Annotated in this window: 26 protein-coding genes; 13 read left to right on the forward strand and 13 right to left on the reverse strand. The window is 72.6% G+C overall.

Features of this window, described 5'->3' with window-relative positions:
* Position 1: 1 nt before the first annotated feature.
* From kdpB to GTW40_RS29600, 6 genes are all read right to left on the reverse strand, one after another.
* Entirely contained in the window at positions 2-2,101 is a 2,100-nt protein-coding gene (kdpB, locus tag GTW40_RS29575) for a potassium-transporting ATPase subunit KdpB (RefSeq protein WP_161183198.1), read from the reverse strand.
* A gap of 32 nt (positions 2,102-2,133) precedes the next feature.
* Positions 2,134-3,795: a potassium-transporting ATPase subunit KdpA gene (gene kdpA, locus GTW40_RS29580; protein WP_161183199.1), complete on the reverse strand. Its 1,662-nt coding sequence runs from the start codon at positions 3,793-3,795 to the stop codon at positions 2,134-2,136.
* An 8-nt stretch (positions 3,796-3,803) separates the two neighbouring features.
* On the reverse strand, positions 3,804-3,893 hold the full coding sequence (kdpF, locus tag GTW40_RS29585; RefSeq protein WP_161183200.1) for a K(+)-transporting ATPase subunit F: 90 nt from the start codon (positions 3,891-3,893) through the stop codon (positions 3,804-3,806).
* A 200-nt stretch (positions 3,894-4,093) separates the two neighbouring features.
* Complete coding sequence (locus GTW40_RS29590) at positions 4,094-4,978, reverse strand: carbon-nitrogen hydrolase family protein (protein ID WP_161183201.1); 885 nt, start codon at positions 4,976-4,978, stop codon at positions 4,094-4,096.
* Between the two features lie 11 nt (positions 4,979-4,989).
* Positions 4,990-5,547: a hypothetical protein gene (locus tag GTW40_RS29595; protein WP_202486582.1), complete on the reverse strand. Its 558-nt coding sequence runs from the start codon at positions 5,545-5,547 to the stop codon at positions 4,990-4,992.
* Positions 5,548-5,559: 12 nt separating this feature from the next.
* Positions 5,560-6,873, reverse strand: a complete 1,314-nt coding sequence (locus GTW40_RS29600; RefSeq protein ID WP_237525820.1) for an MFS transporter — start codon at positions 6,871-6,873, stop codon at positions 5,560-5,562.
* A 139-nt stretch (positions 6,874-7,012) separates the two neighbouring features.
* Here GTW40_RS29600 and GTW40_RS29605 point away from each other — a divergent pair, with 139 nt between their 5' ends.
* The 5 genes from GTW40_RS29605 to GTW40_RS29625 are packed head-to-tail and all read left to right on the forward strand — an operon-like array spanning position 7,013 to position 10,051.
* Entirely contained in the window at positions 7,013-7,489 is a 477-nt protein-coding gene (locus tag GTW40_RS29605; protein ID WP_161183202.1) for an NUDIX domain-containing protein, read from the forward strand.
* A 37-nt stretch (positions 7,490-7,526) separates the two neighbouring features.
* A complete protein-coding gene (locus GTW40_RS29610) occupies positions 7,527-8,096 on the forward strand; it encodes an NUDIX domain-containing protein (protein WP_161183203.1) in 570 nt (189 codons plus the stop codon).
* A gap of 5 nt (positions 8,097-8,101) precedes the next feature.
* Positions 8,102-8,617 carry an NUDIX hydrolase gene (locus GTW40_RS29615; protein ID WP_161183246.1) on the forward strand — a complete coding sequence of 172 codons (516 nt, stop codon included), beginning with the start codon at positions 8,102-8,104 and terminating at the stop codon, positions 8,615-8,617.
* Entirely contained in the window at positions 8,596-9,282 is a 687-nt protein-coding gene (locus GTW40_RS29620) for a M15 family metallopeptidase (RefSeq protein WP_161183204.1), read from the forward strand. Before GTW40_RS29615 ends, GTW40_RS29620 begins: the two co-directional genes overlap by 22 nt.
* A 4-nt stretch (positions 9,283-9,286) precedes the next feature.
* Complete coding sequence (locus tag GTW40_RS29625; protein WP_161183205.1) at positions 9,287-10,051, forward strand: PIG-L family deacetylase; 765 nt, start codon at positions 9,287-9,289, stop codon at positions 10,049-10,051.
* Positions 10,052-10,091: 40 nt separating this feature from the next.
* On the opposite strand, the gene GTW40_RS29630 is transcribed toward GTW40_RS29625, so the two are convergent.
* Entirely contained in the window at positions 10,092-10,811 is a 720-nt protein-coding gene (locus GTW40_RS29630; protein ID WP_161183206.1) for an SDR family oxidoreductase, read from the reverse strand.
* An 83-nt stretch (positions 10,812-10,894) separates the two neighbouring features.
* On the opposite strand from GTW40_RS29630, the gene GTW40_RS29635 reads away from it, so the two are divergent.
* Entirely contained in the window at positions 10,895-11,476 is a 582-nt protein-coding gene (locus tag GTW40_RS29635; protein ID WP_237525822.1) for a TetR/AcrR family transcriptional regulator, read from the forward strand.
* Between the two features lie 9 nt (positions 11,477-11,485).
* Here GTW40_RS29635 and GTW40_RS29640 read toward each other — a convergent pair whose 3' ends face one another.
* A complete protein-coding gene (locus GTW40_RS29640; RefSeq protein ID WP_161183208.1) occupies positions 11,486-12,394 on the reverse strand; it encodes a UTP--glucose-1-phosphate uridylyltransferase in 909 nt (302 codons plus the stop codon).
* Positions 12,395-12,602: 208 nt separating this feature from the next.
* Here GTW40_RS29640 and GTW40_RS29645 point away from each other — a divergent pair, with 208 nt between their 5' ends.
* From GTW40_RS29645 to GTW40_RS29660, 4 genes are all read left to right on the forward strand, one after another.
* Positions 12,603-14,135 (forward strand): M1 family metallopeptidase, encoded by a 1,533-nt coding sequence (locus GTW40_RS29645; RefSeq protein ID WP_202486583.1) that lies wholly within the window; start codon positions 12,603-12,605, stop codon positions 14,133-14,135.
* A gap of 253 nt (positions 14,136-14,388) precedes the next feature.
* A complete protein-coding gene (locus tag GTW40_RS29650; protein ID WP_161183209.1) occupies positions 14,389-16,317 on the forward strand; it encodes an N-acetylmuramoyl-L-alanine amidase in 1,929 nt (642 codons plus the stop codon).
* A 109-nt stretch (positions 16,318-16,426) separates the two neighbouring features.
* On the forward strand, positions 16,427-16,789 hold the full coding sequence (locus GTW40_RS29655; RefSeq protein ID WP_161183210.1) for a DUF779 domain-containing protein: 363 nt from the start codon (positions 16,427-16,429) through the stop codon (positions 16,787-16,789).
* Between the two features lie 169 nt (positions 16,790-16,958).
* Entirely contained in the window at positions 16,959-18,155 is a 1,197-nt protein-coding gene (locus GTW40_RS29660; protein WP_343245820.1) for a phosphodiester glycosidase family protein, read from the forward strand.
* A gap of 33 nt (positions 18,156-18,188) precedes the next feature.
* On the opposite strand, the gene GTW40_RS29665 is transcribed toward GTW40_RS29660, so the two are convergent.
* From GTW40_RS29665 to GTW40_RS29685, 5 genes are all read right to left on the reverse strand, one after another.
* The gene (locus tag GTW40_RS29665; protein ID WP_018546599.1) at positions 18,189-18,383 is read right to left on the reverse strand and encodes a hypothetical protein; all 195 of its coding nucleotides are present in this window, start codon (positions 18,381-18,383) and stop codon (positions 18,189-18,191) included.
* 135 nt (positions 18,384-18,518) lie between these two features.
* Complete coding sequence (locus GTW40_RS29670; protein ID WP_161183212.1) at positions 18,519-19,631, reverse strand: acyl-CoA dehydrogenase family protein; 1,113 nt, start codon at positions 19,629-19,631, stop codon at positions 18,519-18,521.
* Complete coding sequence (locus GTW40_RS29675) at positions 19,628-20,809, reverse strand: acyl-CoA dehydrogenase family protein (protein ID WP_161183213.1); 1,182 nt, start codon at positions 20,807-20,809, stop codon at positions 19,628-19,630. Before GTW40_RS29675 ends, GTW40_RS29670 begins: the two co-directional genes overlap by 4 nt.
* Positions 20,806-21,777 carry an NADPH:quinone oxidoreductase family protein gene (locus GTW40_RS29680; RefSeq protein WP_161183214.1) on the reverse strand — a complete coding sequence of 324 codons (972 nt, stop codon included), beginning with the start codon at positions 21,775-21,777 and terminating at the stop codon, positions 20,806-20,808. The genes GTW40_RS29675 and GTW40_RS29680 overlap by 4 nt, the downstream gene beginning before the upstream one ends.
* Positions 21,778-21,905: 128 nt before the next feature.
* Positions 21,906-22,529 (reverse strand): XRE family transcriptional regulator, encoded by a 624-nt coding sequence (locus tag GTW40_RS29685; RefSeq protein ID WP_161183215.1) that lies wholly within the window; start codon positions 22,527-22,529, stop codon positions 21,906-21,908.
* A 70-nt stretch (positions 22,530-22,599) separates the two neighbouring features.
* Here GTW40_RS29685 and GTW40_RS29690 point away from each other — a divergent pair, with 70 nt between their 5' ends.
* Genes GTW40_RS29690 through GTW40_RS29700 form a run of 3 tightly spaced genes read left to right on the forward strand, consistent with a single transcriptional unit; the run spans position 22,600 to position 25,692 of the window.
* Complete coding sequence (locus GTW40_RS29690) at positions 22,600-23,625, forward strand: NAD(P)/FAD-dependent oxidoreductase (protein ID WP_343245821.1); 1,026 nt, start codon at positions 22,600-22,602, stop codon at positions 23,623-23,625.
* 58 nt (positions 23,626-23,683) lie between these two features.
* Positions 23,684-25,222: an ATP-dependent DNA ligase gene (locus GTW40_RS29695; protein ID WP_161183217.1), complete on the forward strand. Its 1,539-nt coding sequence runs from the start codon at positions 23,684-23,686 to the stop codon at positions 25,220-25,222.
* A complete protein-coding gene (locus GTW40_RS29700) occupies positions 25,219-25,692 on the forward strand; it encodes an NUDIX domain-containing protein (RefSeq protein WP_161183218.1) in 474 nt (157 codons plus the stop codon). The genes GTW40_RS29695 and GTW40_RS29700 overlap by 4 nt, the downstream gene beginning before the upstream one ends.
* Positions 25,693-25,721 lie beyond the last annotated feature (29 nt).

Consider the following 25,721-nt stretch of genomic DNA (forward strand, 5'->3'; position numbering starts at 1 on the left):
GTCACCCGATCCCGGGGATCAGCGAGAGAAGCAGGTCGATGAGCTTGATGCCGACGAAGGGCGCGACGAGGCCGCCGAAGCCGTAGACCGTGAGGTTGCGCCGCAGCATCCGGTCCGCGCCGACGGGCCGGTAGCGCACACCGCGCAGGGCGAGCGGCACCAGGGCGACGATGACCAGCGCGTTGAAGATCACGGCCGAGAGGATGGCGGAGTCCGGCGAGGTCAGCCGCATCACGTTGAGCGCTTCGAGGCCGGGGTACACCGACGCGAAGAGCGCCGGGATGATCGCGAAGTACTTCGCGACGTCGTTGGCGATGGAGAACGTCGTCAACGCGCCCCGGGTGATGAGGAGTTGCTTGCCGATCTGGACGACCTCGATCAGCTTGGTCGGGTCGGAGTCGAGGTCGACCATGTTGCCGGCCTCCTTGGCGGCCGACGTACCGGTGTTCATCGCCACGCCCACGTCCGCCTGGGCCAGCGCGGGGGCGTCGTTGGTGCCGTCACCGGTCATCGCGACGAGCTTGCCGCCCGCCTGCTCCCGTTTGATCAGGGCCATCTTGTCCTCGGGGGTGGCCTCCGCGAGGAAGTCGTCCACGCCCGCCTCCTCCGCGATGGCCTTCGCGGTCAGCGGGTTGTCCCCGGTGATCATGACCGTGCGGATGCCCATGCGACGCAGCTCCGCGAACCGCTCCCGCATCCCGTCCTTCACCACGTCCTTGAGGTGCACGACACCGAGGACGCGCGCCCCCTTCGCGTCGCGCACGGCGACGAGCAGCGGGGTGCCTCCGGCGCGGGAGATGCGGTCCACGACCGCCTCCGCGTCGTCGGCGACCGAGCCGCCGCGCTCGCGCACCCAGGCCACGACCGAACCGGCCGCGCCCTTGCGGACCTCGCGCCCCTCCACGTCGACCCCGGACATCCGGGTCCGGGCGGAGAAGGCGACCCACTCGGCGCCCGTCAGCTCGCCCTGGTGCCGCTCGCGCAGCCCGTACCGCTCCTTGGCGAGGATGACGACGGAGCGGCCCTCGGGCGTCTCGTCGGCGAGCGAGGAGAGCTGGGCGGCGTCCGCGAGTTCGGCCTCGGTGGTGCCGCGCACGGGGACGAACTCGGCGGCCCTGCGGTTGCCGAGGGTGATGGTGCCGGTCTTGTCCAGCAGCAGCGTGGAGACGTCACCGGCCGCCTCGACGGCCCGCCCGGACATGGCCAGTACGTTGCGCTGGACCAGCCGGTCCATGCCCGCGATGCCGATCGCGGAGAGCAGCGCGCCGATGGTGGTCGGGATCAGACAGACCAGCAGGGCGATCAGGACGACCATGGTGAGGTGGGTGCCCGCGTAGTCCGCGAAGGGCGGCAGCGTCGCGCAGGCCAGCAGGAACACGATGGTCAGCGAGGCGAGCAGGATGTCGAGCGCGATCTCGTTGGGCGTCTTCTGCCGGGCGGCGCCCTCGACCAGGCCGATCATCCGGTCGACGAAGGTCTCGCCGGGCCGGGTGGTGATCCGGACGACCACGCGGTCGGAGAGCACGCGGGTGCCGCCGGTGACGGCGCTGCGGTCACCGCCGGACTCACGGATGACCGGCGCCGACTCGCCCGTGATCGCGGACTCGTCCACGGAGGCGACCCCCTCGACCACGTCACCGTCGCCGGGCACGATGTCCCCGGCCTCGCAGACCACCAGGTCGCCGACGCCGAGCGCGGTGCCGGGCACCCGCTCCTCGCGCCCTTCGACCAGCCGGCGGGCCACCGCGTCCGTCCTGGCCCGGCGCAGACTGTCGGCCTGCGCCTTGCCCCGGCCCTCCGCGACCGCCTCCGCCAGGTTGGCGAAGAGCACGGTCAGCCACAGCCACGCGCTGATCGCCCAGCCGAACCAGTCGGTGGGGTCGGTGAGGGAGAACGCGGTGGTCAGGACCGAGCCGATCCAGACGACGAACATCACCGGCGACTTGACCATCACGCGTGGATCGAGCTTGCGGGCGGCGTCCGGCAGCGACCTGACCAGCTGCCGGGGGTCGAACAGGCCCGCACCGACCCGGTGTTGAGGGTCCCGTCTCGGGGTCGGCGGCTCTTGGGAGGCGGTGGGGGCGGAGGTGAGTGCGGACATCGAGGCCTCTTGCCTGTCCATACGAGTGGTCATCACGCCAGCCCTTCGGCGAGCGGACCCAGCGCGAGCGCCGGGAAGTAGGTCAGCCCGGTGACGATCAGGATCGCCCCGACCAGCAGTCCGGTGAACAGCGGCTTCTCGGTGCGCAGGGTGCCCGCGGTGACCGGCACCGGGCGCTGCGCGGCGAGCGAACCGGCGAGCGCGAGCACGAACACCATCGGCAGGAACCGGCCGAGCATCATCGCGAACCCGGTGGTGACGTTGAACCAGTCGGTGTTCGCGTTCAGCCCGGCGAACGCCGAACCGTTGTTGTTCGCCGCCGAGGTGAAGGCGTACAGCACCTCGGAGAAGCCGTGCGCCCCGGAGTTGAGCATCGAGTGGGGCGGGGTCGGCAGCGCCATGGAGGCGGCGGTGAAGACCAGCACCAGGGCCGGGGTGACCAGGATGTAGCAGGCGGCGAGCTTCATCTCGCGCGCCCCGATCTTCTTGCCCAGGTACTCGGGGGTGCGGCCGACCATCAGACCGGCCAGGAACACCGCGATCACCGCCATGACCAGCATGCCGTAGAGACCGGAGCCGGTGCCGCCGGGCGCGATCTCGCCCAGCATCATGCCGAGCATCGTCAGGCCGCCGCCGAGCCCGGTGAACGAGGAGTGGAAGGAGTCCACCGCGCCGGTCGAGGTGAGCGTGGTCGAGGCCGCGAAGATCGACGAGGCGCCGACCCCGAAGCGGACCTCCTTGCCCTCCATCGCCCCGCCCGCGGCCTGGAGCGCCGGGCCGTGGTGGGCGAACTCGATGGCCGTCATCAGAGCGGTGAAGCCGAGCCAGATGGCGCCCATGGCGGCGAGGATCGCGTACCCCTGCCGCACCGAGCCGACCATCACTCCGAAGGTGCGGGTCAGCGAGAACGGGATGACCAGGATCAGGAAGATCTCGAAGAGGTTGGTGAAGGGCGTCGGGTTCTCGAAGGGGTGGGCACTGTTGGCGTTGAAGTAGCCGCCGCCGTTGGTGCCCAGCTCCTTGATGGCCTCCTGGGAGGCGACGGCACCGCCGTTCCACTGCTGGGTGCCCCCCATGAACTGACCGACTTCATGGATGCCGGAGAAGTTCTGGATCACCCCGCAGGCGACCAGCACGAGCGCGGCCAGCACGGCGAGCGGCAGCAGGATCCGCACCGTACCGCGCACCAAGTCGGCCCAGAAGTTGCCCAGTTCGCCGGTACGGGACCGGGCGAAGCCGCGTACCAGGGCCACCGCGACGGCCATGCCCACGGCGGCGGAGACGAAGTTCTGCACCGCGAGACCGGCGGTCTGCACGACGTGCCCCATGGTCTGTTCGCCGTAGTACGACTGCCAGTTGGTGTTCGTCACGAAGGAGACGGCCGTGTTGAACGACTGCGTCGGCGAAACCGAGGCGAAGCCGAGCGAGCCGGGCAGTACGCCCTGGAGTCGCTGGAGCAGATAGAGGAAGAGGACACCGGCGGCCGAGAAGGCGAGGACCGCGCGCAGATAGGCGGGCCAGGTCATGCCGGTGCCGGGGTCGGCACCTATGGCCTTGTAGGCCCACCGCTCCACGCGCAGATGTCTGCGGGAGTCATAGACCCGGGCCATATAGGTGCCGAGGGGGACGTGGACGAGCGCGAGGGCGCCCGTCAGGGCGAGCAGCTGGAGCACGCCCGCGAGTACGGGACTCATGGCCGCGCTCAGAACCTCTCCGGGAAGATCAGGGCGAGGACGAGATAGCCCAGCAGGGCGACGGCCACGACAAGACCGACGACGTTCTCGGTGGTCACAGCTTCGTCACCCCCTTGGCGACGAGGGCCACCAGCGCGAAACCCGCGATGACGGCGAGTACGAGGGCCGTATCGGCCATCTTGGACTCCTGAAGGGCGAGGATTGATCGCTTGCCCTTCGAGCAAACCCCTCCCCCGACCGGTTCGGACCCCGCGTTGACAGCCCTCTTACGCCACCGGGCCCTGCCTTGACGAGGCTCTTACGGCGACGGCTCCGCAGGTCGGGCGGCGGTGTCGCCGGAGCCGCCTGAGCCGCCGCTGTCGTCGCCCGGCGTGGGCGCGGCCTTCCGCGCCGCGCGCAGCACCTCCGGGTCGAGGTCGACGACGACCAGCTCCCGCCGGTCGGGGCCCGCCTCGGCCAGGGCGCGCCCGTCCGGCCCCCACACGGCGCTGAAGCCGCAGGTGTGCCAGCCGCCCGTGGTGCCGATGTGGTTGGACAGGACGGTGTAGCAGGCGTTCTCGCGGGCGCGGGCCGGGAACCAGGTGCGCGACTCCTGGTAGCCGTTGCCGACACTGAACAGTGCGCCGACCACATAGGCGTGGCACCCGTCGAGGGCCGCCGCGCGGGCGTGCTCGGGGAAGCCGGAGTCGTAGCAGATGCCGAGTCCCAGCCGCCAGCCGTCGAGTTCGAGGGTGCGTCCGGCAGTGCCCGCGCGGTAGATCGGGGTTTCCGTCGGGAAGAGGTGCTGCTTGTCGTAGCGCGTGACGTGCTCGCCGTCCGCGCCGATGACGAACGCGGAGACGTACAGGTCGCCGTCCTCGTGGAACGCGGCGCCGACGACGGCGACGGCGCCGGTCTCCCGGCAGGCCGCGGCGACGGGGGCCAGGCGCGGATCCCGTGGCTGTACGGCGTGGCGGCGGGGGTCGGCGCGGATCAGCTCGGGCTCGTAGCCGCTGAGGAACTTCTCGGGGAAGACGACGAGGCGGGCCCCTGCGGCGGCCGCCTCGCGGATCATGGCCGCGACGGTGACGACGTTGGCCTCGATGTCACCGGCGACGGCCTGGGCCTGCGCGGTGGCGATGCGGAGCGGGTGCGCGGGGAGGGTGAGGGCGGTGCCAGGAGTCTGACCTGCGGATTCTTTCATGGATCTTGAGCTTATCCGCATGTCGGGAGCACATATGGTCCGCCCACATGTCCTCCGACTACGTATGCGAGTCGAACCACTCGATCGCGACCTCCGGTGTCCATGGCGGCCGTGTCCGGGCGGGACTTGGCGTAGCGCACCGAGCCGACCACGTCCCGGTACTCCAGCAGTCCGATGCCCACGGTGTCGCCGTTGGCCGCGCCGCTCAGGCCGAAGTTGCGGAGGTCGTAGGCGAGGATGTTGTAGCCCGCGTCGTGCAGGGCCTTGAACTCCGGGAGGAAGTTCACCTCGAAGCCGCCCAGTCCGCCGAACTGCGGCAACTGGCCCGGATATCCGCACCGGTTGCCCGGCAGGAAGTGGTTGTGGACGACCAGCCTGTCCGAGTCGGCCGGGATGAACCAGCCGTCGAGCGGCACGCCGTCCATGGACGGGAAGGACACGTCCTCGTACGGGAGCCCGACCTCACCCGGCCGGTGCAGCAGGGGGGCGCGGAGCCCTGCCGTCGTGCCGGTCACCCACATGTCGAGGAAACCGCTGAGCGCTTCCTGCGCCTGCTCGGTGTTCGGCATATCCGCACCCTCCTAAGTCCGAAGATGGGCGCATTCCTTATCAATCGCGTCACAGGCGACATCCTGGTCGCACGGGCACGGACGGCCACCGTCGGGGGGCGCAGGGGTACGGCGCAGCTCGGCCGTCGCGGCACCCACGGCGACCACCGCGAGCACACACAGCAGACCGCCGCTGACGAGCGCCGTCGTGCCGGTGGTGGCGGACGCGACGAGTCCGCCGCGCACGTTGCCGAGGTCGGGCCCGGCCCGGCCCACGATCTGCTCGGCCGCCCCGACCCGTCCGAGCAGCGCGGGTGGGGTGTGCGCCTGGACGACGGTGCCCCGGGCCACGACGGACACCGTGTCGGCGGCGCCCGCGACGACGAGGAAGGCCAGGCCGAGCCAGGGTTCGGTCGACAGCCCGAAGAGGATCAGCGCGGCTCCCCACCCGGCGGAGCCGACGAGCATGATCAGTCCGGGGCGCGGGCTCCGGGTGAAGGTCCCGGAGAACAGGGAGGCGGCCACGCCACCGGCGGCGATGGCGGCCAGGAACAGCCCGAGCGTGCGCGGGTCTCCGTCGAACCGTTCGGCGTTGACCAGCGGGAACAGGCTGATCGGCATGGACAGCACGGTCGCGGCCAGGTCGGTGAGCAGGGCCCCGCGCACGACGGGGGTGCGCACCAGGAAGGCCAGACCGTCCCCCACACCGCGCAGTCCGGGCCGGGCCGGCTCGGCGTCGCCGTCCGGGCTCATCGGGGGCAGGCCGAAGGCGCCGAAGAGCGCGGCGAGGAAGGTGACGGAGTCGATCAGATAGCACCCGCCGACCCCCACCCCGCCCACGAGCAGGCCGCCCAGCGCGGGTCCGGCCAGCATGGCGGCCTGGAAGGCGATGCGCCGCAGCGCGAGCCCGGCCGCGCGCTGCGGCTCGGGCAGCAACTGCGGGACGAACGTCCGCGAGGCCGGGGCCCCTCCGGCGACGAAGCAGGACTGGAGGGCGACCAGGCCCAGGACACCGGCGGGCGGCAGCTGCCCGAAGAACCCCTGGACCGCGAGGAGCAGCGCGCAGACGGCCTGGCCCGCGGTCGTCCACAGATAGAAGCGGCGGCGGTCCACCCGGTCGACCAGCGCGCCCGCGAAGAGCCCGAGCCCGATGAGCGGCACCGCCTGTGCCAGCCCGACGGCACCGGTCCACGCGGTGCTCCCGGTCATCTCCCAGATCTGGAACATCACGGCGACGACGGTCATCTGGCCGCCGAATCCGGACAGGGTCTGCCCCAGCCACAGCCGCCGGAAGACGGGTGAGGACCGCAGCGGGGTCACATCGAGCAACACGCGTTCCAGGCCCATGACCGGCCAGTCTGCCCCAACGGCAGCCGAGTTCGCGCCACCCGCCCCGAACCGGTCATCCCCTCGGCCGCCCGGCATGACCCCGCCCATGCCGGGGCAGTCTGAGCAAGCCCGCCGTATCCACCCGAGAGGTGCCGAAATGCCCGCCGACGCAGCCGACTTCGTACCAGCGACGGGCGGCCGGACCCTGAACGTCATCGGGGTCCACCTCTACGCGGAGGACCCGGAGGGACGCGTACTGCTCGGCCTGCGCCATCCCGACTCCGCCTACGAGGGCGGGAGTTGGCACTTCCTGGCCGGACACTGCGAGCAGGAGTCGGCCGTGGCGTGCCTGGTGCGGGAGGCGTACGAGGAGGGCGGGCTGGTGATCGACCCCGCCGATGTGGACTTCGCGCACGTGGTGCATCTGCTGGACGCCCCGGGGAGACGGCCGCGCATGCAACTGGTCTTCCGAGTGCGGGGGTTGAAGGGTGTCCCCGAGGTGCGGGAGCCGGACAAGTGCCTGGCCTGGCGCTGGTGGCCCCCGGACGGCCTCCCGGACCCGGTCGTCCCCTACGCCCGTGCGGCGATCGAGGGCATCCGCGCCGGACGCGCGTACACCGAGATGGGCTGGTGAACCGGATGAACACCAAGTCACACGCACGGAGCCGCCGTTGAGCACCGGCCGCCGTCACACCGAGCCCGTCGACGTCCATCTGATCCTGCGCCGCGAGGGCACCCGCGGCACCGAGGTGCTGATGTCGCGGCGAGCCGGGCGGGTCTACGCGGCCGGGCTGTGGCACCTGCCGTCCGGGCATCTGGACGGCCCGCACGAGGACGTGGTGACGGCGCTGATCCGGGAGGCGCGGGAGGAGACCGGGGTGCTCATCGCGGCCACTGACGTGCGGGCCGCCCTCACCGTGCACCATCGCGGCCCCGGCGGCGACGCGCGTATGGGGCTGTTCTTCGAGGTCCGCCGCTGGTCGGGCGAGCCGAGGGTCATGGAGCCCGAGGTGTGCGACGCGATGACCTGGGCCCCCGTCGACGCGCTGCCCGCCCCGGTCGTGGCGTACTGCCACGCGGGTCTCACCGCCTACCGCGCCGGTGCCCAACTGGCCCTGCACTTCCAGGAGCCGGGCGACACCGTCGCCCACGATCCGGCGGCGGAGCGGCTCCGCGTCGTGCCTTCGCGGTTCGACGGTGCCGTCAACGAATCGAATTCCCCTCTCACGGAGGCTCGTTGAAACAGATGCCCGCCCGCAAGAAAGTCTGGCTGCCGCCGGAGGAGTACGCCGAGACGGTCATGAAGGCCACCGGTTTCGCCTGCGTCTTCTTCACCGACGAGCACGACCGCCCGCTGCAACTGCACGGTGTCCACAACACCACGCACCCCTGGCAGTTCCCCGGCGGCACGATGGAGCCCGGGGAGCGGCCGTGGGAGACGGCGGTCCGGGAGTGCGAGGAGGAGACCGGTATCCGGGTGGCGGGGCCGCCCCGGCTGCTGGCGACGGTGTTCGGGCTGCCGGGCTCCCCGTGGCCGTACAGCACCATGGGGCTCGTCTTCGACGGCGGTCGGCTCGGCGCGGCGGAGATCCGGGGGCTCGTGCTGGACCCGGAGGAGCACGACGAGGCGCGGGTGTTGCCGCTCACCTCCTGGCAAACGATCATGCCGGCAAGGGATTTCGCGCGGCTGAGCGCGGTGATGGAGGCCCGTTCCACCGGTGTGGCGGCCTACTTCGACTCATGGGACTGGGAGACCGAGTGAGCATCGTGCTGATGTCCGACGACCGGGTGGCGCGGATACCCGTCAGGGAGTGCGGGGAGCGGCTGGTCGACGTGCGCGTCGGCGACACGCTCCGCGTGGACGCCCGGCGGTGGGACGCGCCCGGCGCCTTCGCGCATCTGCGGGAGGGGGTCGTGGAGCGGCTGGTGCACGCGGGGTCGCTGCTGCCGGACGGGCTCGGGCTGCTGCTCGTGGAGGGGTACCGGCCACCGGCCCTGCAGCGGCGTTACTTCGCGGACTACGCGGGCGAACTCGCCCGGGACAACCCCGACTGGCCGGCGGACCGCCTCCGCGATGCCGCCAGCCGCTATGTCTCGCCGCCGGAGATCGCCCCGCACAGCGCGGGCGCGGCCGTCGACCTCACCCTGGTCGACAGCGACGGCGTCGAACTCGACATGGGCACCCGCATGAACGCCACCCCGGAGGAGAGCGGGGGCGCCTGCTACACCGACGCCGCCAACATCGGCGACCGGGCCCGCGAGCACCGCACCCTCCTCTCGACCGCCCTGACCTCGGCGGGCCTGGTCAACTACGGCACCGAGTGGTGGCATTGGAGCTGGGGCGACCGCTACTGGGCCTTCCGGACGGACCAGCCCGCCGCGCTGTACGGCCCGATAGAACACCAGCAACTCGCCCCGGAGCACTGAGCCCATGACACCGCCCAGCCTCCTCGCCGTATTCGCCCACCCCGACGACGAGTCCCTGGTCTCCGGCGGTGTCATCGCCCGGCACGCGGCGGCGGGCGCCCGGACGACGGTCGTGACCGCCACCTGGGCCCCCGGCACCTACCGCACCCGTGAACTCGCGGACGCCGTACGGGCCTTGGGCGCCGAGCCGCCCCAACTGCTCGGCTACGCCGACGACCGCGTCCCCGACTCGGCGCCGGGACAGCCGCGTTGGTGCGACGTGCCGCTGGACGAGGCGGTCGCCCATGTGGTGGCCGCCATCCGCGCGGTCCGCCCGGACATCGTGCTCACGCACGACGCGTACGGCGGCCTCACCGGCCATCCGGACCACCGCCGCACCCACCAGGTCACCCTGCTCGCGGCCGCCGCCTCCGGGCTCGGGGACCTCCACCCCGAGGCGGGCGAGCCGTGGCAGCCGGGCGCCGTGTACCTGGCCACCCATCCGGACACGGCGGTGGCCGACCTCGGCCCCCTGATGACCCGGGCCCGCAAGTCCGTCCTGGCGGTGCCGCACCGCCAGGTGAGCGCGGTGGTGGACGTACGCCCGTGGCTGGACCGGAAGTGGGCGGCGATCCTGTCCCACCGCAGCCAGGTGGAACGCGAACGCCCCCTCCCCGGCATCCTCGCCCGCCTCCCCGCCGAGGCACGGCACCGCATCATCGGCACGGAGTACTACATGCGGGTGGGTCTGACCTCGGCCGCACCGCCCCTGACCCAGCTGACGGTCTGAACCGCCGGACGCTCTGAACCCCCGTGCCCCGCAAGGCGTTTCACCCGAGCGTGACCAGCCGCGCCCCGCCGTCCGCCTCCAGCACCGTCCCCGTGAGGTTGCCGTTCGTCGCCGCGAGGGCCACCACCTCGGCCACCTCCTCGGCCGTGGCGACGTGCCGTACCGGCAGGGCGGCGGCCGCCTGGGCGAAGTAGCCCTGCCGTGCCTCCTCCGGGAGCCCGTCCCACCAGGGGGTGTCCACCAGCCCCGGAGAGACGGCGTTCACTCGGATCGGGGCGAGTTCCACGGCGAGGGGCCGGACGAGCGCCTCGACCGCGCCGTTGACGGCGGCGAGTCCGGCGGTGCCCGGCATTCCGGTGCGGGCGCTGACGGCGCCGAGCAGGGTGACCGAGCCGTTCGGGGTCAGGTGGGGCAGGACCGCCTGGAGCGTGGCGAGGTGCGCCCAGAGCTTGGCGTCGAACGCCCGGCGCAGGACGGTGAGGTTCAACTCGGCCAGCGGGCCCGCGCCTTCGCCGCCACTGGCCGCGAGGACCAGCCAGTCGATCTTGCCGATGCCCTCGGCGACGGCACGGATCGCGTCGCCGTCGACGGCGTCGGCCTGGTGGCCGACGAGGGCGGGGTCGGTGGCGGCGACGGCGTCGAGCCGTTCCTTGCCGCGGCCGACGATGTGCACGGCCACACCGCGCGCCGCGAGCAGGCGCGCCGTGGCGAGCCCGATCCCGGACGTGCCGCCGACCACCAGAGCTGTGTGTGGGGACATGAGCAGATCTCCTCAACGCGAGCCGTCATCGCGGCCCGCAAATTTCGAACCGTCGCGTCTCGATTAAGCTAGCCTCCATGGTCATGGACAGGCAACCCCCACCCCGACGAGGCCGCAGACGCAGCGAGGAGAGCCGGACCGCGATCCTGGCCGCGGCCTACGAACTCGTCGCCGAGGCCGGGTACGCCGACCTCACGATCGAGGGCATCGCAAGTCGCGCCGGCTGCGGCAAGCAGACGATCTACCGCTGGTGGCCGTCGAAGGCGCACGTTCTGCTGGAGGCGCTCGCGGCGAAGGCAGGCCTGTTCGTGTCCAACGCGGACCACGGCTCCTACGCGGCGGACCTGCGAGAGTTCCTCACGGACACCTTCACGCTCAGCCGCCGGCGCCCGGTCGCCGACATCCTGCGCGTGCTGATGGCACAGGCCCAGATCGACCCGGAGTTCGGCCAGGTCTTCCGCACCGACCTGCTCCAGCGCAGACGGGAGGCGCTCCAGGTCGTCCTGGACCGTGCCCGCACCCGGGGTGATCTGCCGTCCTCCCCCACGCCGGAGACGGTCCTCGACCTGGTCTTCGGCGCCCTGTGGTACCGCCTGCTGGCCACCGGCCGCCCGGTGGACGACGCCCTCGCGGACGACCTGGTGGCCACACTCACCCGACCCTGAGACCGGCGGTCAGCCGTCGATCCTGCGCACCAACTCCCGCAGCACCGGCCCGTACTCCGGGTGGGCCAGGGCGTGGGCCATCTGGGCCACCAGGTAGTCGGCGGGGTTTCCGGTGTCGTACCACTCGCCCCGGATGACCTGGCCGTAGACCGCGTGGTGGGCGGCGTAGGCGTTGAGGGCGTCGGTGAGGTAGACCTCGCCGGCCGGGCCGCCCCGCCGTTCGGCCTCGTACCAGAGGCGCGTCTGTTCGCGGAGCTCGTCGACGATGCCGGGGGTGACGACATAGCCGCCGATGGCCGCGTACGCGGAGGGCGCCGCCTCCGGCTCCGGTTTCTCCACCAGGCCGGTGATGCGCAGCATGCCGTCGCCGAGGTCCTCCTTGACGACCGGGACGCCGTAACGGCGGGAGTCGGCCGGGTCCATGGGGAGGAGGGCGAGGACGGGACAGCCGGTCTGTTCGTAGGCGCGGATGAGCTGCTGGGCGCGGGGTACCTCGGCCACGAACACGTCGTCGGGCCACAGGACCAGGACGGGTTCGTCGCCGAAGCTGCGGGCGGCGTTGAGGACGGGGGTGCCGTTGCCGTACGGGCCGTGCTGGTCGAGGTAGGTGATGTGGCCCCGGCGGGCCAGCTCGGCGACCTCCTCCACGGCGTCGGCGTAGGCGACCTTGCCGTCCTCCCTGAGCTGCCGTACGAGAGCCGGGTTGGGGCGGAAGTGATCCTGGATCAGGGACTTGCCGCCGGAGACGACGATGGTGATGTCGGTGATGCCGGAGTCCACCAGCTCGCGCACGGTGTGCTCCACGACGGGTTTGTCACCGACCGGCAGCATCTCCTTGGGCGTGGCCTTGGTCAGCGGCAGCAGCCGCGATCCGAGCCCGGCGGCGGGGATCACGGCCCGGCGGATGGTGGGGGGCATCAGCGCTCCAGGGGTTGTTCCGAGGGAGTGTCACAACAGGCACCGACGCTAACGACGAAGACTGTGCGGGGTTGACATCTCCCGCACAGGCCGGGGACAGGAGAGTTCCGCGCGGGCAGCACACGGGAAGGCCGCAGGCATCAGGGAAACCCCCACCGAACCACCACCAAAACCCCCATATCGCCCCTCACCCTGACATAGTGCCGCCATGCCTCTCCCCCGCCGCACTCTCCCCCTCCTCGCCCTGACCGGTACCGCCGTCGCCCTCACCGCCACCGCCTTCCTCGTCCTCGAACCGCGCTCCAGGACACCGGGCCCCCACCCGGCCGCCCCCGGAACGACCAGCACCACCACGCGGCAGGCCGCCCAGGCGCCCGCTCCCGGCGCGCCCGGCATCGGTGACCCGCTCGTGCCGCTCGACGGCAACGGCGGGTACACCGTCGACCGCTACACCCTCGACTTCGACTGGCGGGCGCCCCGCACCCCCTTCCCCGCCACCGCGACCCTCGCCGCGACCGCCACCCAGGCCCTGTCCCGGTTCGACCTGGACTTCGCCGGGAACACGCTCCGCTCCGTCACCGTGGACGGCGCCCCGGCGAGGACCGAGCGGAAGGGGGACGAGCTGGTCGTGACACCGGGGCGGCCCCTCGCGCGCGGGCACCGGTTCACCGTGCGGGTGGCGTACACCGCCGACCCGACCCAGCGGCGCCATCGCGACGACGCGATCCAGGACTACGGCTGGGTGCCCACCGACGACGGCACACTGCTGTCGCCCCAGCCCGACGGCGCCAGGATGATCTTCCCGGCGAACGACCACCCCAGCCTGCGCGCGCCGTACACCTTCCACGTCACCACCCCGCCGGGCATCACGGCCGTCGCCAACGGACGGCTCGTCAAGCGCGAGGCCCGCCCGGACGGGCGGACCCGGTGGACCTACGACTCGGAGCAGCCGCTCGCCGCCCAGCTGGTCCAGCTCGCGATCGGCAGGCTGACCGTGATCGACGGCAAGGGCCCGAACGGGCTCCCGGTGCGGGACGTGGTGCCGGACTCCCTGGTGGCCGACACCAAGGCGTACCGCTCCCTGACGCCGGACCATCTGGCCTGGCTGGAGCAGCGGCTCGGCCCGTACCCGTTCCGCCGCTACGGCGTCCTCGTCGGCACCGGCGATCTGCCCGTGGCGCTGGAGACCCAGTCGCTGTCGACCGTGCCGAGCGCCGATCTGCTGGGGGATCAGGTGACCGCCGAGCGCAACCTCGTCCACGAACTCACCCACCACTGGACCGGCGACAGCGTGGCGATCCGCCGCTGGTCGGACCTGTGGCTGAGCGAGGGTCACGCCCGCTTCTACGAGCTGCTCTACGCCGACACCCACGGCGGCCGGAGCATGGCGGACATGATGCGTTCGGCCTACGAGCAGCACGACCAGTGGCGCCACGACGACGGCGCCCCGGCGGAACCGACGGAGCCGACGCTGTTCCGGCAGATCCGCTACGACGGCTCCGCGCTGGTGCTGTACGCCCTGCGGGAGAAGGTCGGCGCGGACACCTTCGGGCGGATCGAGCGCTCCTGGGTGACGGAGTACCAGGGGCGGACGGCCGGTACCCGAGACTTCGTCAGGCTCGCCTCGAAGGTCGCGGGCGAGGACCTGACACCGTTTCTGGAGCCCTGGCTGTACGGCGCGCACACCCCGCCGATGCCGGGTCACCCGGACTGGCACACCGACCCCGTGGAGGACGACTGAGCCCTCCCCCGCCGGGCGGGACGCGCTGCCGCCGACCGGGTGGCCTCGGCGCGGGTGATGGTCCACGCGGTTGACGCTCGGCGCGACGTGGCGCGCGAGGCAAGGAAACGTACGAGGGGTGACGTACAGGGCGAACCCCTGTGCCCTGGTCGCATTCTCTGGCCACGCCGACCTCGTTGGAGCTCCCCGTATGAGAAAACGCGTCGCCCCCCGCGTCTCCGGTTATGTGCGCGGACACCGGCGAATCGTCTGTGTGAGCGCTTCGGCAGCACTGCTGCTGCCACTGCTCCTGCTCGACCAGTCGGACGACGGCGGCGGCCCGTCCGACAATCGCCTCCAGGACGACTACACCGCCGCCGCGGCCGAGTACCACGTGCCCCGCAGCGTCCTGATGGGCGTGTCCTACCTCCAGTCGCGGTGGGACTCGCACCCCGGCGTCGCGAGTGTCGTCGGCGGCTACGGCCCGATGCACCTGGTGGACTCCGCGGGGCTCCCGGCCCAGCAACTGCCGCACCATGTGACACCCCGGCCGCAGACGCTGACGCCGAGTCCGGCCGTCTCCCACGGGACCGCCTCCCGGAACGCAGTCGGGCAGGCGGACCTGCGGCGGGCCGCCGGACTCCTCAGGCTTCCGCCGGAGCGGCTCCAGAAGGACGACGCCGCGAACGTGCGCGGTGGCGCCGCCCTGCTCGCCGAGACCCAGCGGAAGCTCGGCAAGCCGCTCAGCGCCGACCCGGCCCAGTGGTGGGAGGCGGTGGCGAAGTTCGCCGGGACGGCCGACACGGCCCAGGCCGAGGCGTACGCCAACGATGTCTTCGACGTCATCCGCAAGGGCGCCGACCGTGTCACCGACGCCGGTCAGCACGTGGTCCTGGCCGGGAGCCCCCAGGTGCGCCCGCGTGCCGCCACCGCACAGGGCGCGCAGCGCTCGAAGAACGTCGAGTGCCCGCCGGAGCTGAACTGCTCCTGGCTGAGCGCGCCGTACGTGCGGATCAACGAGGACGCCTACGGCAATCACGACCTGGCGAACCGCCCCAAGGACCAGCGGATCGAGTACATCGTCATCCACGACACCGAGGCACCGCTGGCCTCGATGCTCGCGACCATCCAGGACCCGGAGGAGGCGTCCTGGCACTACTCCATCCGCTCCAGCGACGGCCATGTCACCCAGCACGTGAAGACCAAGGACGCGGCCTGGCACTCGGGCAACCAGTTCGTCAACGGCCGCTCGATCGGCATCGAGCACGAGGGCTTCCTGCGCCAGCCGGACGCCTGGTACACCGAGCAGATGTACCGGTCCTCGGCCCGCCTCGTGAAATATCTGGCGAAACGTTACTCCATCCCGCTGGACCGGCAGCACGTCTTCGGCCACGACAACGTTCCCTCGCCGACCGAGGGCACCATCCCGGACATGCACGACGACCCGGGCCCCTTCTGGGACTGGCGGCACTACTTCGACCTGCTCGGCGCCCCGCTGAAGGCCACGGCCGGGCCGGACAGCGACATCGTGATGATCCTTCCGGACTACGGCAAGCACAAGCCCGTCTTCACGGGCTGCACCGAGAGCGGCGAGACCTGCGCCCCGCACGGTTCGAGCGCCGTCCGGCTGCACACCGAGCCCTCCGAGGACGCGCCGCTGATCCAGGACCCGGGACGGCGCCCCGACGGCGAGGACACCACGGTCGACGTGGACGACCTGGGGTCGCGGGTCTCGGCGGGCCAGGACTTCGCGGTCGCGGAGCGCAGGGGCGACTGGACGGCGATCTGGTTCCAGGGCCACAAGGCGTGGTTCAAGAACTCCAAGGACCGGCCGACGGCGGTCGGCGCGCGCGGCCACATGATCACCCCCAAGGCGGGCCAGAGCGAGATCCCCGTCTTCGGCCGCGCGCTCCCGGAGCAGGCCGCCTACCCGGACGGCGTGGACGAGGCGCAGGAGGCCCCGCTGCCGTACACCATCAAGGCGGGCCAGCGGTACGTGACCGGGGCCCGGGTCTTCGGCTCGTACGTGGACCGCTCCTCCTTCCAGGACATCCCGGCGCCGGTGATCAAGGGCCAGGTGCCGTACTACGAGATCCAGTTGGACCACCGGCTCGCCTACGTCCGGGCGAGCGACGTGGACGTGCTCTCGACGCCCGGCGCGGCGGGCGCCCCCGCGCACGCGGGCCCGACACCCCAGCGCTGACCGCGCCTTGAGGGCCGATCCCCCCGACCGGGGTCGGCCCTCACCCGTGAAGTACGCGTGCTGGACGTGCTGTTGGGGAGCCCGCAGACTGAAGTCATTGGAGGAAGCGATGGCAGACGAAGAGGTCCCCCGCGTCCGGCTCACACCGCAGGCGGCCGAGCTGGTGCGCAAGCTGCGGGCCGCGCACGGTCCGCTGATGTTCCACCAGTCCGGCGGCTGCTGCGACGGCAGCGCGCCCATGTGCTACCCGGCCGGCGAGTTCCGCACCGGCGGCTCCGACGTCCTCCTGGCCGAACTCGCCGTGGAGGACGTCCCGGAGCCGGTGCCGTTCTGGATGTCCAGGTCCCAGTTCGAGGTCTGGAGCCATACGCGCCTGACCGTGGACGTGGTGCCGGGGCGCGGCAGCGGCTTCTCCCTTGAGGCACCCGAAGGGGTGCGGTTCCTGATCCGCTCGCACGTGGTCGAGGGCTAGGGTCTTTCGTTTGGATCAGGCTGGATCAGGGAGCGGGGTCTGGTGCCGTGCATCGCAAGGCGGAGGAGGGCGTCATGGCGGAGCCATGGCAACCGACGACAACGCGGCGAGGCATGGTGCCAGACCCCGCGAGCCCGGCCTGATCCAAACGAGAGGCCCTAGCTCCGCCGTGAACCGCCGGTCGGCGGTGGTCGCCTCGTGCGGGGCGGTGCTCGCGCTGCTCACCGTGTTCGTGGCCCCCGCGGGGGCCGCGCCGGACGACGGCTCGGTCGTACGCGGCGTGCGGTACCGGCAGTTCGACGTGGCCGGGGCGGCCGGGACCGCGCGGGTGCATCTGCTCACCGTCGACCTGGGCGACCGGCATGTCCGGGTCCGGCTGCTGCAGCCGGGCGCGGTGGCCGCGCGCGAGACCGTCTCGCGGCTCGCCGACGCGGCGGGGGCGGTCGCGGGGATCAACGGGGACTTCTTCGACATCACCGAGACCCAGCACCCGGGCATCGAGGCCACGGGCGCGAGCGTGGGACCGGCGGTCGCGGACGGACGGCCCCTGAAGGCGGCGGTCCCGCTGGGCCAGCGGTTCGGGCCCACGCCGCCGCCCGGCACGACAGGGCGCGAGGTGTTCGGCGTGGGCATCGACCGCAGGGCCCGGCCGGGACGGCTGCGGCTGATCGGCTCGGTCCGCACGGCGGCGGGCACGTTTCCGCTCGGCGGCCTCAACCAGTACGCGCTCCCCCAGAACTCCATAGGCGCCTTCACCATGTGGTGGGGCACCACCTCCCGGGCGCGCGCCGTATGCGGCACCGACACCAACCGGGCGGCCGGCTGCGACACCGACGCCCGGGAGGTGGCGGTGCGCGGCGGCCGGGTGGTGACCGTGTCCGAGGGGACCGGCGGCGGACCGATCGACCGGGGCACGACGGTACTGCTCGGGCGCGGCAGCGGCGCGCGGCAGCTGGGCGGGCTGTCCGTGGGCGACCGGGTGCGGGTCCGGTACGGCCTGGCGGCGGGCTCGGTGCCGTACGCCTTCGCGCTCGGCGGCTTCCCCGTCCTCAGCCGGGGCGAGCCGCTGCCCGGACTGGACGACACCGTCTCGGCCGTGCGCACGGCGGTGGGCGTCACCCCAGACGGGCGCGGACTCCTGCTGCTCGCGCTGGACGGCTCCCCCGCCTACCGGAGCGGGCTGACCGTCGCCGAGGAGGCCGCGACGCTGCGGAAGCTGGGCGCGGCGGAGGGGTTCAACCTGGACGGCGGCGGATCGACCGAACTGGTCACACGGGACCAGGACGGCATCGTGATCCGCAACCATCCGAGCGGCGGCGCGGAACGGCCCGTGCCGAACGGGATCGGGGTGTTCGCGGCGCCGTGAGCCGGTGAGGTGCGCGCCGCCCGTGCCCGAGCGTCAGGGCCGCAGCCCGCTCACCAGCTCCGCCGTCGCCGTGAGCCCGCTGGAGATGCTCGGACCCATGCTCGTACCCGCCAGGCAGAAGCCGAGCAGGACACAGGTCAGGGCGTGGGAGATCTTCAGTGCGCCGTTGCGCAGGAAGACCACCGCCAGGATCAGGAGCAGCAACATCACCGAGATGGAAACGGCCATCGGAAACCTCCTCCGCGCGCGCCCGTTGGGCGGCGTTCGGCCGCAAGTGTGGCGTAGCGGAGGGTTCGTCCGGGCAGCTGACGTGTCCCCCGTCCGGGTGATGTCGCGCGGACGGGGGTTGTCACGGGTGCGGTGTCAGGGCGCCTGAAGATCGACCAGCGCCGCCAGGTTCTCGCGATGGGCGCCCGCCGTGCCGTGGGCGAGCGAGTCGGCCTTGGCGCGCTTGAGGGACAGATGCGCGGGGTGCTCCCAGGTCATGCCGATGCCGCCGTGGAGCTGGACCGCCTCCTCGGTGGCGTGCACGGCGACCGGAGAGGCGTACGCCTGGGCGACGGCCACGGCGACCTCGGTGTCCACGCCCGTGGCCAGCGCGTCGGCGGCGGCACGGGCGGCGGCACGGAGGTTGACGACCTCCAGCCAGAGCTGGGCGAGCCGGTGCTTGACCGCCTGGAACCCGCCGACGGGCCGGTTGAACTGCCTGCGCTCCTTGAGATAGCGCACCGTCTCGGTCAACGCCCAGTCGGCGACGCCCAGTTGCTCGGAAGCCAGCAGCCCCGCGGCGGCGGTCAGAGCGCGTCGTACGGCGGGTTCGGCGGCGCCGACACGGCGGCCCGGCGCACCGGCGAGGGTGACGGTGGCGAGCGGGCGCGTCAGGTCGAGCGAGATCTGGGGGGCGACGGTCACCGCGTCGGCGTTCACCGCGTAGAGGCCGCCGTCGTCGGCCGGGACGAGCAGTACGTCGGCGGCGGCCGCGTCCGCGATGCCGGTGAACTCGCCGTGCAGCACGCCCTCTTCGAGGCGGGCGACGGGGAACGCGGCACCGGGGGCGTGGTGCAGGCCGACGGCGAGGGCGGCGACGACGCGCCCGGAGGCGAGGCCGCGCAGCAACTCGGCGTCCGCACAGGCGAGCAGCGCCTCGGTGGCGGTGACCGCGCTGGTGAGGTACGGCACGGGCGCCACGGAGCGGCCCAACTCCTCCAGGACCACGGCGACTTCGCGGTGCGTGGCACCCTGGCCGCCGAGTTCCTCCGGGATCAGCAGCCCGGCCAGGCCCATGCCGTCGGCCAGCAGCTTCCAGAGGGCAAGGTCGTGCGGGGTGTCCGACTCGATGCGGGCGAGCACGGACTCCGGCGCGCAGTGGTCGCCGAGCAGGTCGCGGACGGCGGCGCGGAGCGCCTCCTCCTCTTCGGAGTAGAGCAGATCGGGTTCGGTGGCGGGCGTCCGCTCACCGGTGTTCGTCGTGCTCATCGGGCGAGGTCCTTCCAGGCGACGTCCTTGTCGGTGCGCGGTTCGGCGGGCAGGCCGAGGACGCGTTCGGCGACGATGTTCAGCAGGACCTCGCTGGTCCCGCCCTCGATGCTGTTGCCCTTGGCGCGCAGATAGCGGTACCCGGCGTCGCGGCCGGTGAAGTCGACCAGCTCGGGGCGGCGCATGGTCCACTCGTCGTACAACAGCCCCTCTTCGCCTCGGAGTTCGACCTCCAGGCCGCTGATCTCCTGGTTCAGGCGGGCGAAGGCGAGCTTCATGCCGGAGCCCTCGTAGCCGGGCTGTCCGGCGACGAGTTGCTGGCGCAGGCGTTCGGCGGTGAGGCGGGAGACCTCGGCCTCGACCCAGAGCCCCAGCAGGCGCTGGTGGAGGTCGTGGGTGCGCAGTTCGGGGCGTTCGCGCCAGGTCTTCGCGACCGGGCCGATCATGCCGCCCTCGCGGGGCAGCCGCATACCGCCGATGGAGACGCGCTCGTTCATGAGCGTGGTCTGCGCGACCCGCCAGCCGTCGCCGACCTCGCCGAGGCGGCGGGAGTCGGGTATGCGCACGTCGGTGAGGAAGACCTCGTTGAACTCGGCCTCGCCGGTGATCTGGCGCAGCGGCCGGACCTCGACACCGGGGTCGCTCATGTCGCAGATGAAGTACGTGATGCCCGCGTGCTTGGGCACGTCCGGGTCGGTGCGGGCGATGAGGATGGCCCAGCGGGCGAGATGGGCGCTGGAGGTCCACACCTTCTGCCCGTTGACGACCCAGCCGTCGCCTTCACGCACGGCGCGGGTGCCGAGCGCGGCCAGGTCGGACCCGGCGCCGGGCTCGCTGAAGAGCTGGCACCACACCTCCTCGCCGGTCCACAGCGGGCGCAGGAAGCGGGACTTCTGCTCGTCGGTGCCGTAGCGCAGGATCGTCGGCGCGGCCATGCCGAGGCCGATGCCGATGCGCCGGGGGTCGTTGTCGGGAGCGCCCGCGGCCTCCAACTCGGCGTCCACGACGGCCTGGAGGGCGCGCGGGACACCGAGTCCGCCGAGGCCCTCGGGGTAGTGCACCCAGGCGAGTCCGGCGTCGAAGCGGGCGCGCAGGAAGTCGAGGCGGTCGGTGGCGGCGGGCGGGTGCGCGGCCAGCAACTCGGCTGTGCGGCGGCGCAGTTCCTCGGCGTCGGTCATGCGGCGGCTCCGTTCTCCAGGACCACGGCGATACGGCCCGTGGTCGTACCGTCGGCGACCCGCTGCACGGCGTCCGCCGCGCCGCTCAGGGGCACGCGCTCGCTGATCAGCGGCTTGATGGCGCCGCGCGCGGCGAGTTCGGTCAGTTCCTCGTGGCAGCGCAGGACCAGCTTGGGGTCCTTGGTGTTGTACAGGCCCCAATGCAGGCCCACGATCGAGTAGTTCTTCACCAGGGCGTGGTTGAGGGCGGGGCTCGGGATGGTGCCGCTGGCGAAGCCGACGACGACGATCCGGCCCTCGAAGGCGACCAGCTTGGCGGACTGCGCGTAGGCGGCGCCGCCCACGGGGTCGTAGATCACGTCGGCACCCCGGCCGCCGGTGGCCTCCTTGACGGCGGCAACCACGTCCTCGCTGCGCCGGTCCACGACCACGTCGCAGCCCAACTCGCGTGCCACAGCGGCCTTTTCGGCGCCGCCGACGACGCCGATGACCCGCGCCCCGGCCGCCTTGCCGAGCTGGACGGCCGCGCTGCCGACACCTCCGGCGGCGGCGTGCACGAGCAGGGTCTCGCCCGCCTCCAGGTGCGCCCTGCGGTGCAGCCCGAACCAGCCGGTCTGGTAGCCGATGTGCAGGGCGGCGGCCTCGGCATCGTCCAGCGAGTCGGGGGCGGGCAGCAGCGCGCGGGCGTCGGCGAGCGCGTACTCGGCGAAACCGCCGTACGGCAGCGCGGGGTTGGCGATCACGCGGCGCCCGTCCTCGGTCTCGCCGCAGATCTCGACGCCGGGCGTGAAGGGCAGCGGGGGCCGGATCTGGTACTGGCCCCGGCACAGCAGCGCGTCCGGGAAGTTGACGTTGGCGGCGCGCACCCGGAGCAGTACCTGCCCCTCGCCGGGCACCGGCCGGTCCACTTCCGCGAGGCGCATCACCTCACCCGGCTCGCCGTTCTCGTGCACCTGCCATGCCTGCATGTGAAGCCTCCACGGGACTGCCTCGTGCGACCGGGGTCCTCGGCATACTAAGCGGTCGCTTGCCGGTGAGGGAAGGGCGGTCGCGCGCCGCTCGCCACCGATCACGCGGACCCCGGGCCGCCCCCGGCTCACTCCTTCTCGCCCTGCCGCCCCGTCCGTGCCCGAACATGCATCCGTTCGCCCTGCGGTCCGAACAGGCTCAGGAACTCCACCGGCCCCTCCCCCGTGGACCCGAACCAGTGCGGCACCCGGGTGTCGAACTCGGCCGCCTCCCCCGGCCCGAGCACCACGTCATGGTCGCCCAGCACCAGCCGCAGCCTGCCGGAGAGGACGTACATCCACTCGTAGCCCTCGTGGGTGCGCGGGTCGGGCTCGCGGACGCGCTGCGGTTCGAGCACCTTGAACGCCTGGAGGCCGCCGGGGCGCCGGTTCAGCGGCAGAAAGGTGCGCCCGTCCCGCATCAGTGGCTTCGCCCGCACCCGGGGATCACCGACCGGTGGCGCGCCGACCAGCTCGTCCAGCGGGACCTGGTGCGCCTGCGCGATGGGCAGCAGCAGTTCCAGGCTGGGGCGGCGCAGCCCCGACTCCAGCCGGGACAGGGTGCTGACGGAGATGCCGGTGCGCTCGGAGAGGGCGGCGAGGGTGACGTCCCGCTGCTTGCGGATGCGGCGCAGGCGTGGCCCGACCCCCGCGAGCACCTCCTCCGTGCTCTCCTCGGTGCTTTCCCCGGTCCCCTGGTGGCTGTGGTCCATGTCCTTCATTGCAGAATCGGCAAACAGATTTGTCAACACGGCAGGGAGCGCGCGACCGTCGGACTCGGAGGTGGTCACCTTGACCGAGAGTTTCGGGAACGAGTACGGCAACCGGGACGGTTACGACGTGATCGTCGTCGGAGGCGGCGCGGCCGGGCTGTCCGCGGCCTTGGTGCTGGGCCGGGCCAGGCGGCGCACGCTGGTGGTGGACGCGGGCGAGCCGCGCAACGCGCCCTCGGCCCATATGCACGGCTATCTGTCGCGCGACGGCATGGCACCGGCGGACTTCCTGGCCGTGGGCCGCGAGGAGATCGCCCGGTACGGCGTGGAGCTGGTGCGGGACCGGGCGGTGACGGCGAGCCGTGCCGCAGACCTGACATTTGACGGCCGCGCGCCCGGCGGCTTCACCCTCACCCTCGCGAGCGGCCGGACCGTCCACGCCCGGCACCTGGTCGTCGCCACCGGCCTCAGGGACGAACTCCCGCCCGTCCCCGGTCTGGCCGAGCGCTTCGGCCGGGACGTGATCCACTGCCCGTACTGCCACGGCTGGGAGGCCCGCGACCTGCCCACCGGCGTGCTCGCCACCAGCCCGCTCAGCGCGCACCAGGCGCTGATGGTGACGCAGTGGTCCGACGACGTACGGCTCTTCCTCAACGAGGTGCCGGAGTCGGACCTGGCGGCCGAGGACCGGCGCAGGCTGGCCGCCGCCGGGGTCGAGGTCGTACCCGGCGAGGTGACCGGCCTGGTGGTGACGGACGACCGGCTCACCGGGGTCCGGCTCGGTGACGGCACGGTCCACGACCGCGCGGTCCTGTACGTCGCCCCGCGCGCCGTACCCCGCGACGAGCTGCTGACCGCGCTGGGCGCCGAGATGCGCGAGACGCCGTTCGGCCGGTACCCGGTGATCGACGAACGGGGTCTGACGAGCGTGCCGGGGCTCTGGGCGGCGGGCAACGCGAGCGGTTTCGCGGAACAGGTGGTGAACGCGGCGAGCCGGGGCTACCGCGCGGGCGCCACCATCAACGGCGAACTCCTCTTCGCCGACCTGGACGCGAAGGCGGCGGACCTGGACGCGAAGGCGGCCGAACCCGCGTAACCCACGAGCCATCCGCACACCGGGTGTGGCGCGGCCTCCCCCGATGCACCATGGCTGCATGCTGCTGACCCGCCTCGCGGAGGTCTCCCGGGAGGTCGCCGCCACGGCGTCCCGCAACCGCAAGACCGCCCTGCTCGCGGAGCTGTTCCGGGAGGCGGAGCCGGCGGACGTGCCCGTCGTCATCCCGTATCTGGCGGGGCGGCTGCCGCAGGGGCGGATCGGTGTCGGCTGGAAGGTGCTGGGCGAGCCGGTGCCGCCCGCCGCAGCGCCCTCGCTCACCGTGCGGGAGGTCGACGCCCGGCTGACCGAGCTGGGCGCGGTCTCCGGCGCGGGCTCGCAGAAGGAACGGTCCCGGATTCTCGGCGAGCTGATGGGCGCGGCCACGGAGGTCGAGCAGCGCTTCCTGCGGGCCCTGCTCACCGGCGAGGTACGGCAGGGCGCCTTGGACGCGGCCGCCGTGGAGGGGCTGGCCGCCGCGACCGGCGCGGACCCGGCGGAGGTGCGCCGGGCGGTGATGCTGGCCGGGTCGCTCCAGCCGGTGGCCGGGGAGCTGCTCGCCGAGGGTCCTGCGGCGCTGGAGCGGTTCCGGCTCACGGTGGGGCGGCCGGTGCTGCCGATGCTGGCGCGCAGCGCGTCCTCGGTGGCGGAGGCGGTGGAGAAGCTGGGGGCGTGCGCGGTCGAGGAGAAGCTGGACGGCATCCGGGTCCAGGTGCACCGTGACGGCGACGCGGTGGGCGTCCACACCCGCACCCTGGACGACATCACCGACCGGCTGCCGGAGGTGGTGGCGGCCGCGCTGGCGCTGCCGGGCGAGCGGTTCGTGCTGGACGGCGAGGTGATCTCGTTCGGCCCGGACGGGCGGCCGCGCTCCTTCCAGGAGACGGCGGGCCGGGTGGGCTCCCGGGTGGACGTGGCGCGGGCGGCCGAGGAGGTGCCGGTCTCCCCCGTCTTCTTCGACGCGCTGTCCGTCGACGGCCACGATCTGCTGGACCTGCCCTTCGCCGAGCGGCACGCGGAGCTGTCCCGGCTGGTGCCGGAACCCATGCGGGTGCGCCGGGCGCTGGTGGCGGGTCCCGAGGAGACCGGCGAGGCGGAGGCGTTCCTCGCGGCGACGCTGGCGCGCGGCCACGAGGGCGTGGTGGCCAAGGGGCTGGACGCGCCGTACAGCGCGGGGCGGCGCGGGGCGTCCTGGCTGAAGGTGAAGCCGGTGCACACCCTGGACCTGGTGGTGCTGGCCGCCGAGTGGGGGCACGGCAGGCGCACCGGCAAGCTCTCCAACCTGCACCTGGGCGCCCGCACCGCCGACGGCGGTTTCGTGATGCTCGGCAAGACCTTCAAGGGCATGACCGACGCGATGCTCGCCTGGCAGACCGAACGCCTCGGGGAGCTGGCCGTCGAGGACAATGGCTGGGGGGTGACCGTGCGGCCCGAACTCGTCGTGGAGATCGCCTACGACGGTCTCCAGCGCTCCACCCGTTACCCGGGCGGTGTCACCCTGCGCTTCGCGCGCGTGGTCCGCTATCGCGAGGACAAGCGGCCCGAGGAGGCCGATACGGTGGAGGACCTGCTCGCGGCCCACCCGGAGGTCATGGCGTGACAGTACGTGCGACGAAGCGCAGCGCGGGACTGCTGGTGTTCCGCCACACAACTGACGGACTCGAAGTATTGCTGGGCCATATGGGCGGCCCCTTCTACGCGAAAAAGGACGCGGGCGCCTGGACGGTCCCCAAGGGCGAGTACGAGCCGGACGAGCCCGCGTGGGAGGCGGCCCGGCGGGAGTTCCGCGAGGAGCTGGGTCTTGAGCCGCCGGACGGCGAGGCCCTGCCGCTGGGCGAGATCGCGCAGCGCAACGGCAAGATCGTCACCGCCTGGGCGGTCGAGGGCGACCTCGATCCCGGGACCATCTCCCCCGGCACCTTCACGATGGAGTGGCCGCCGCGCTCGGGACGTACCCAGGAGTTCCCCGAGCTGGACCGGGTGGCCTGGTTCACCCCCGGGCGGGCGCGGGAACTGCTCGTCGCCGGACAGGGGGCGTTTCTCGACCGGTTGGCGGAGCACTCGGGCTGAGACGGACGACCACGCGTTGCGCTGCCCCG

Origin of the sequence: Streptomyces sp. SID4985, from assembly GCF_009863025.1 — a bacterium.
Taxonomy (GTDB): Bacteria; Actinomycetota; Actinomycetes; order Streptomycetales; family Streptomycetaceae; genus Streptomyces.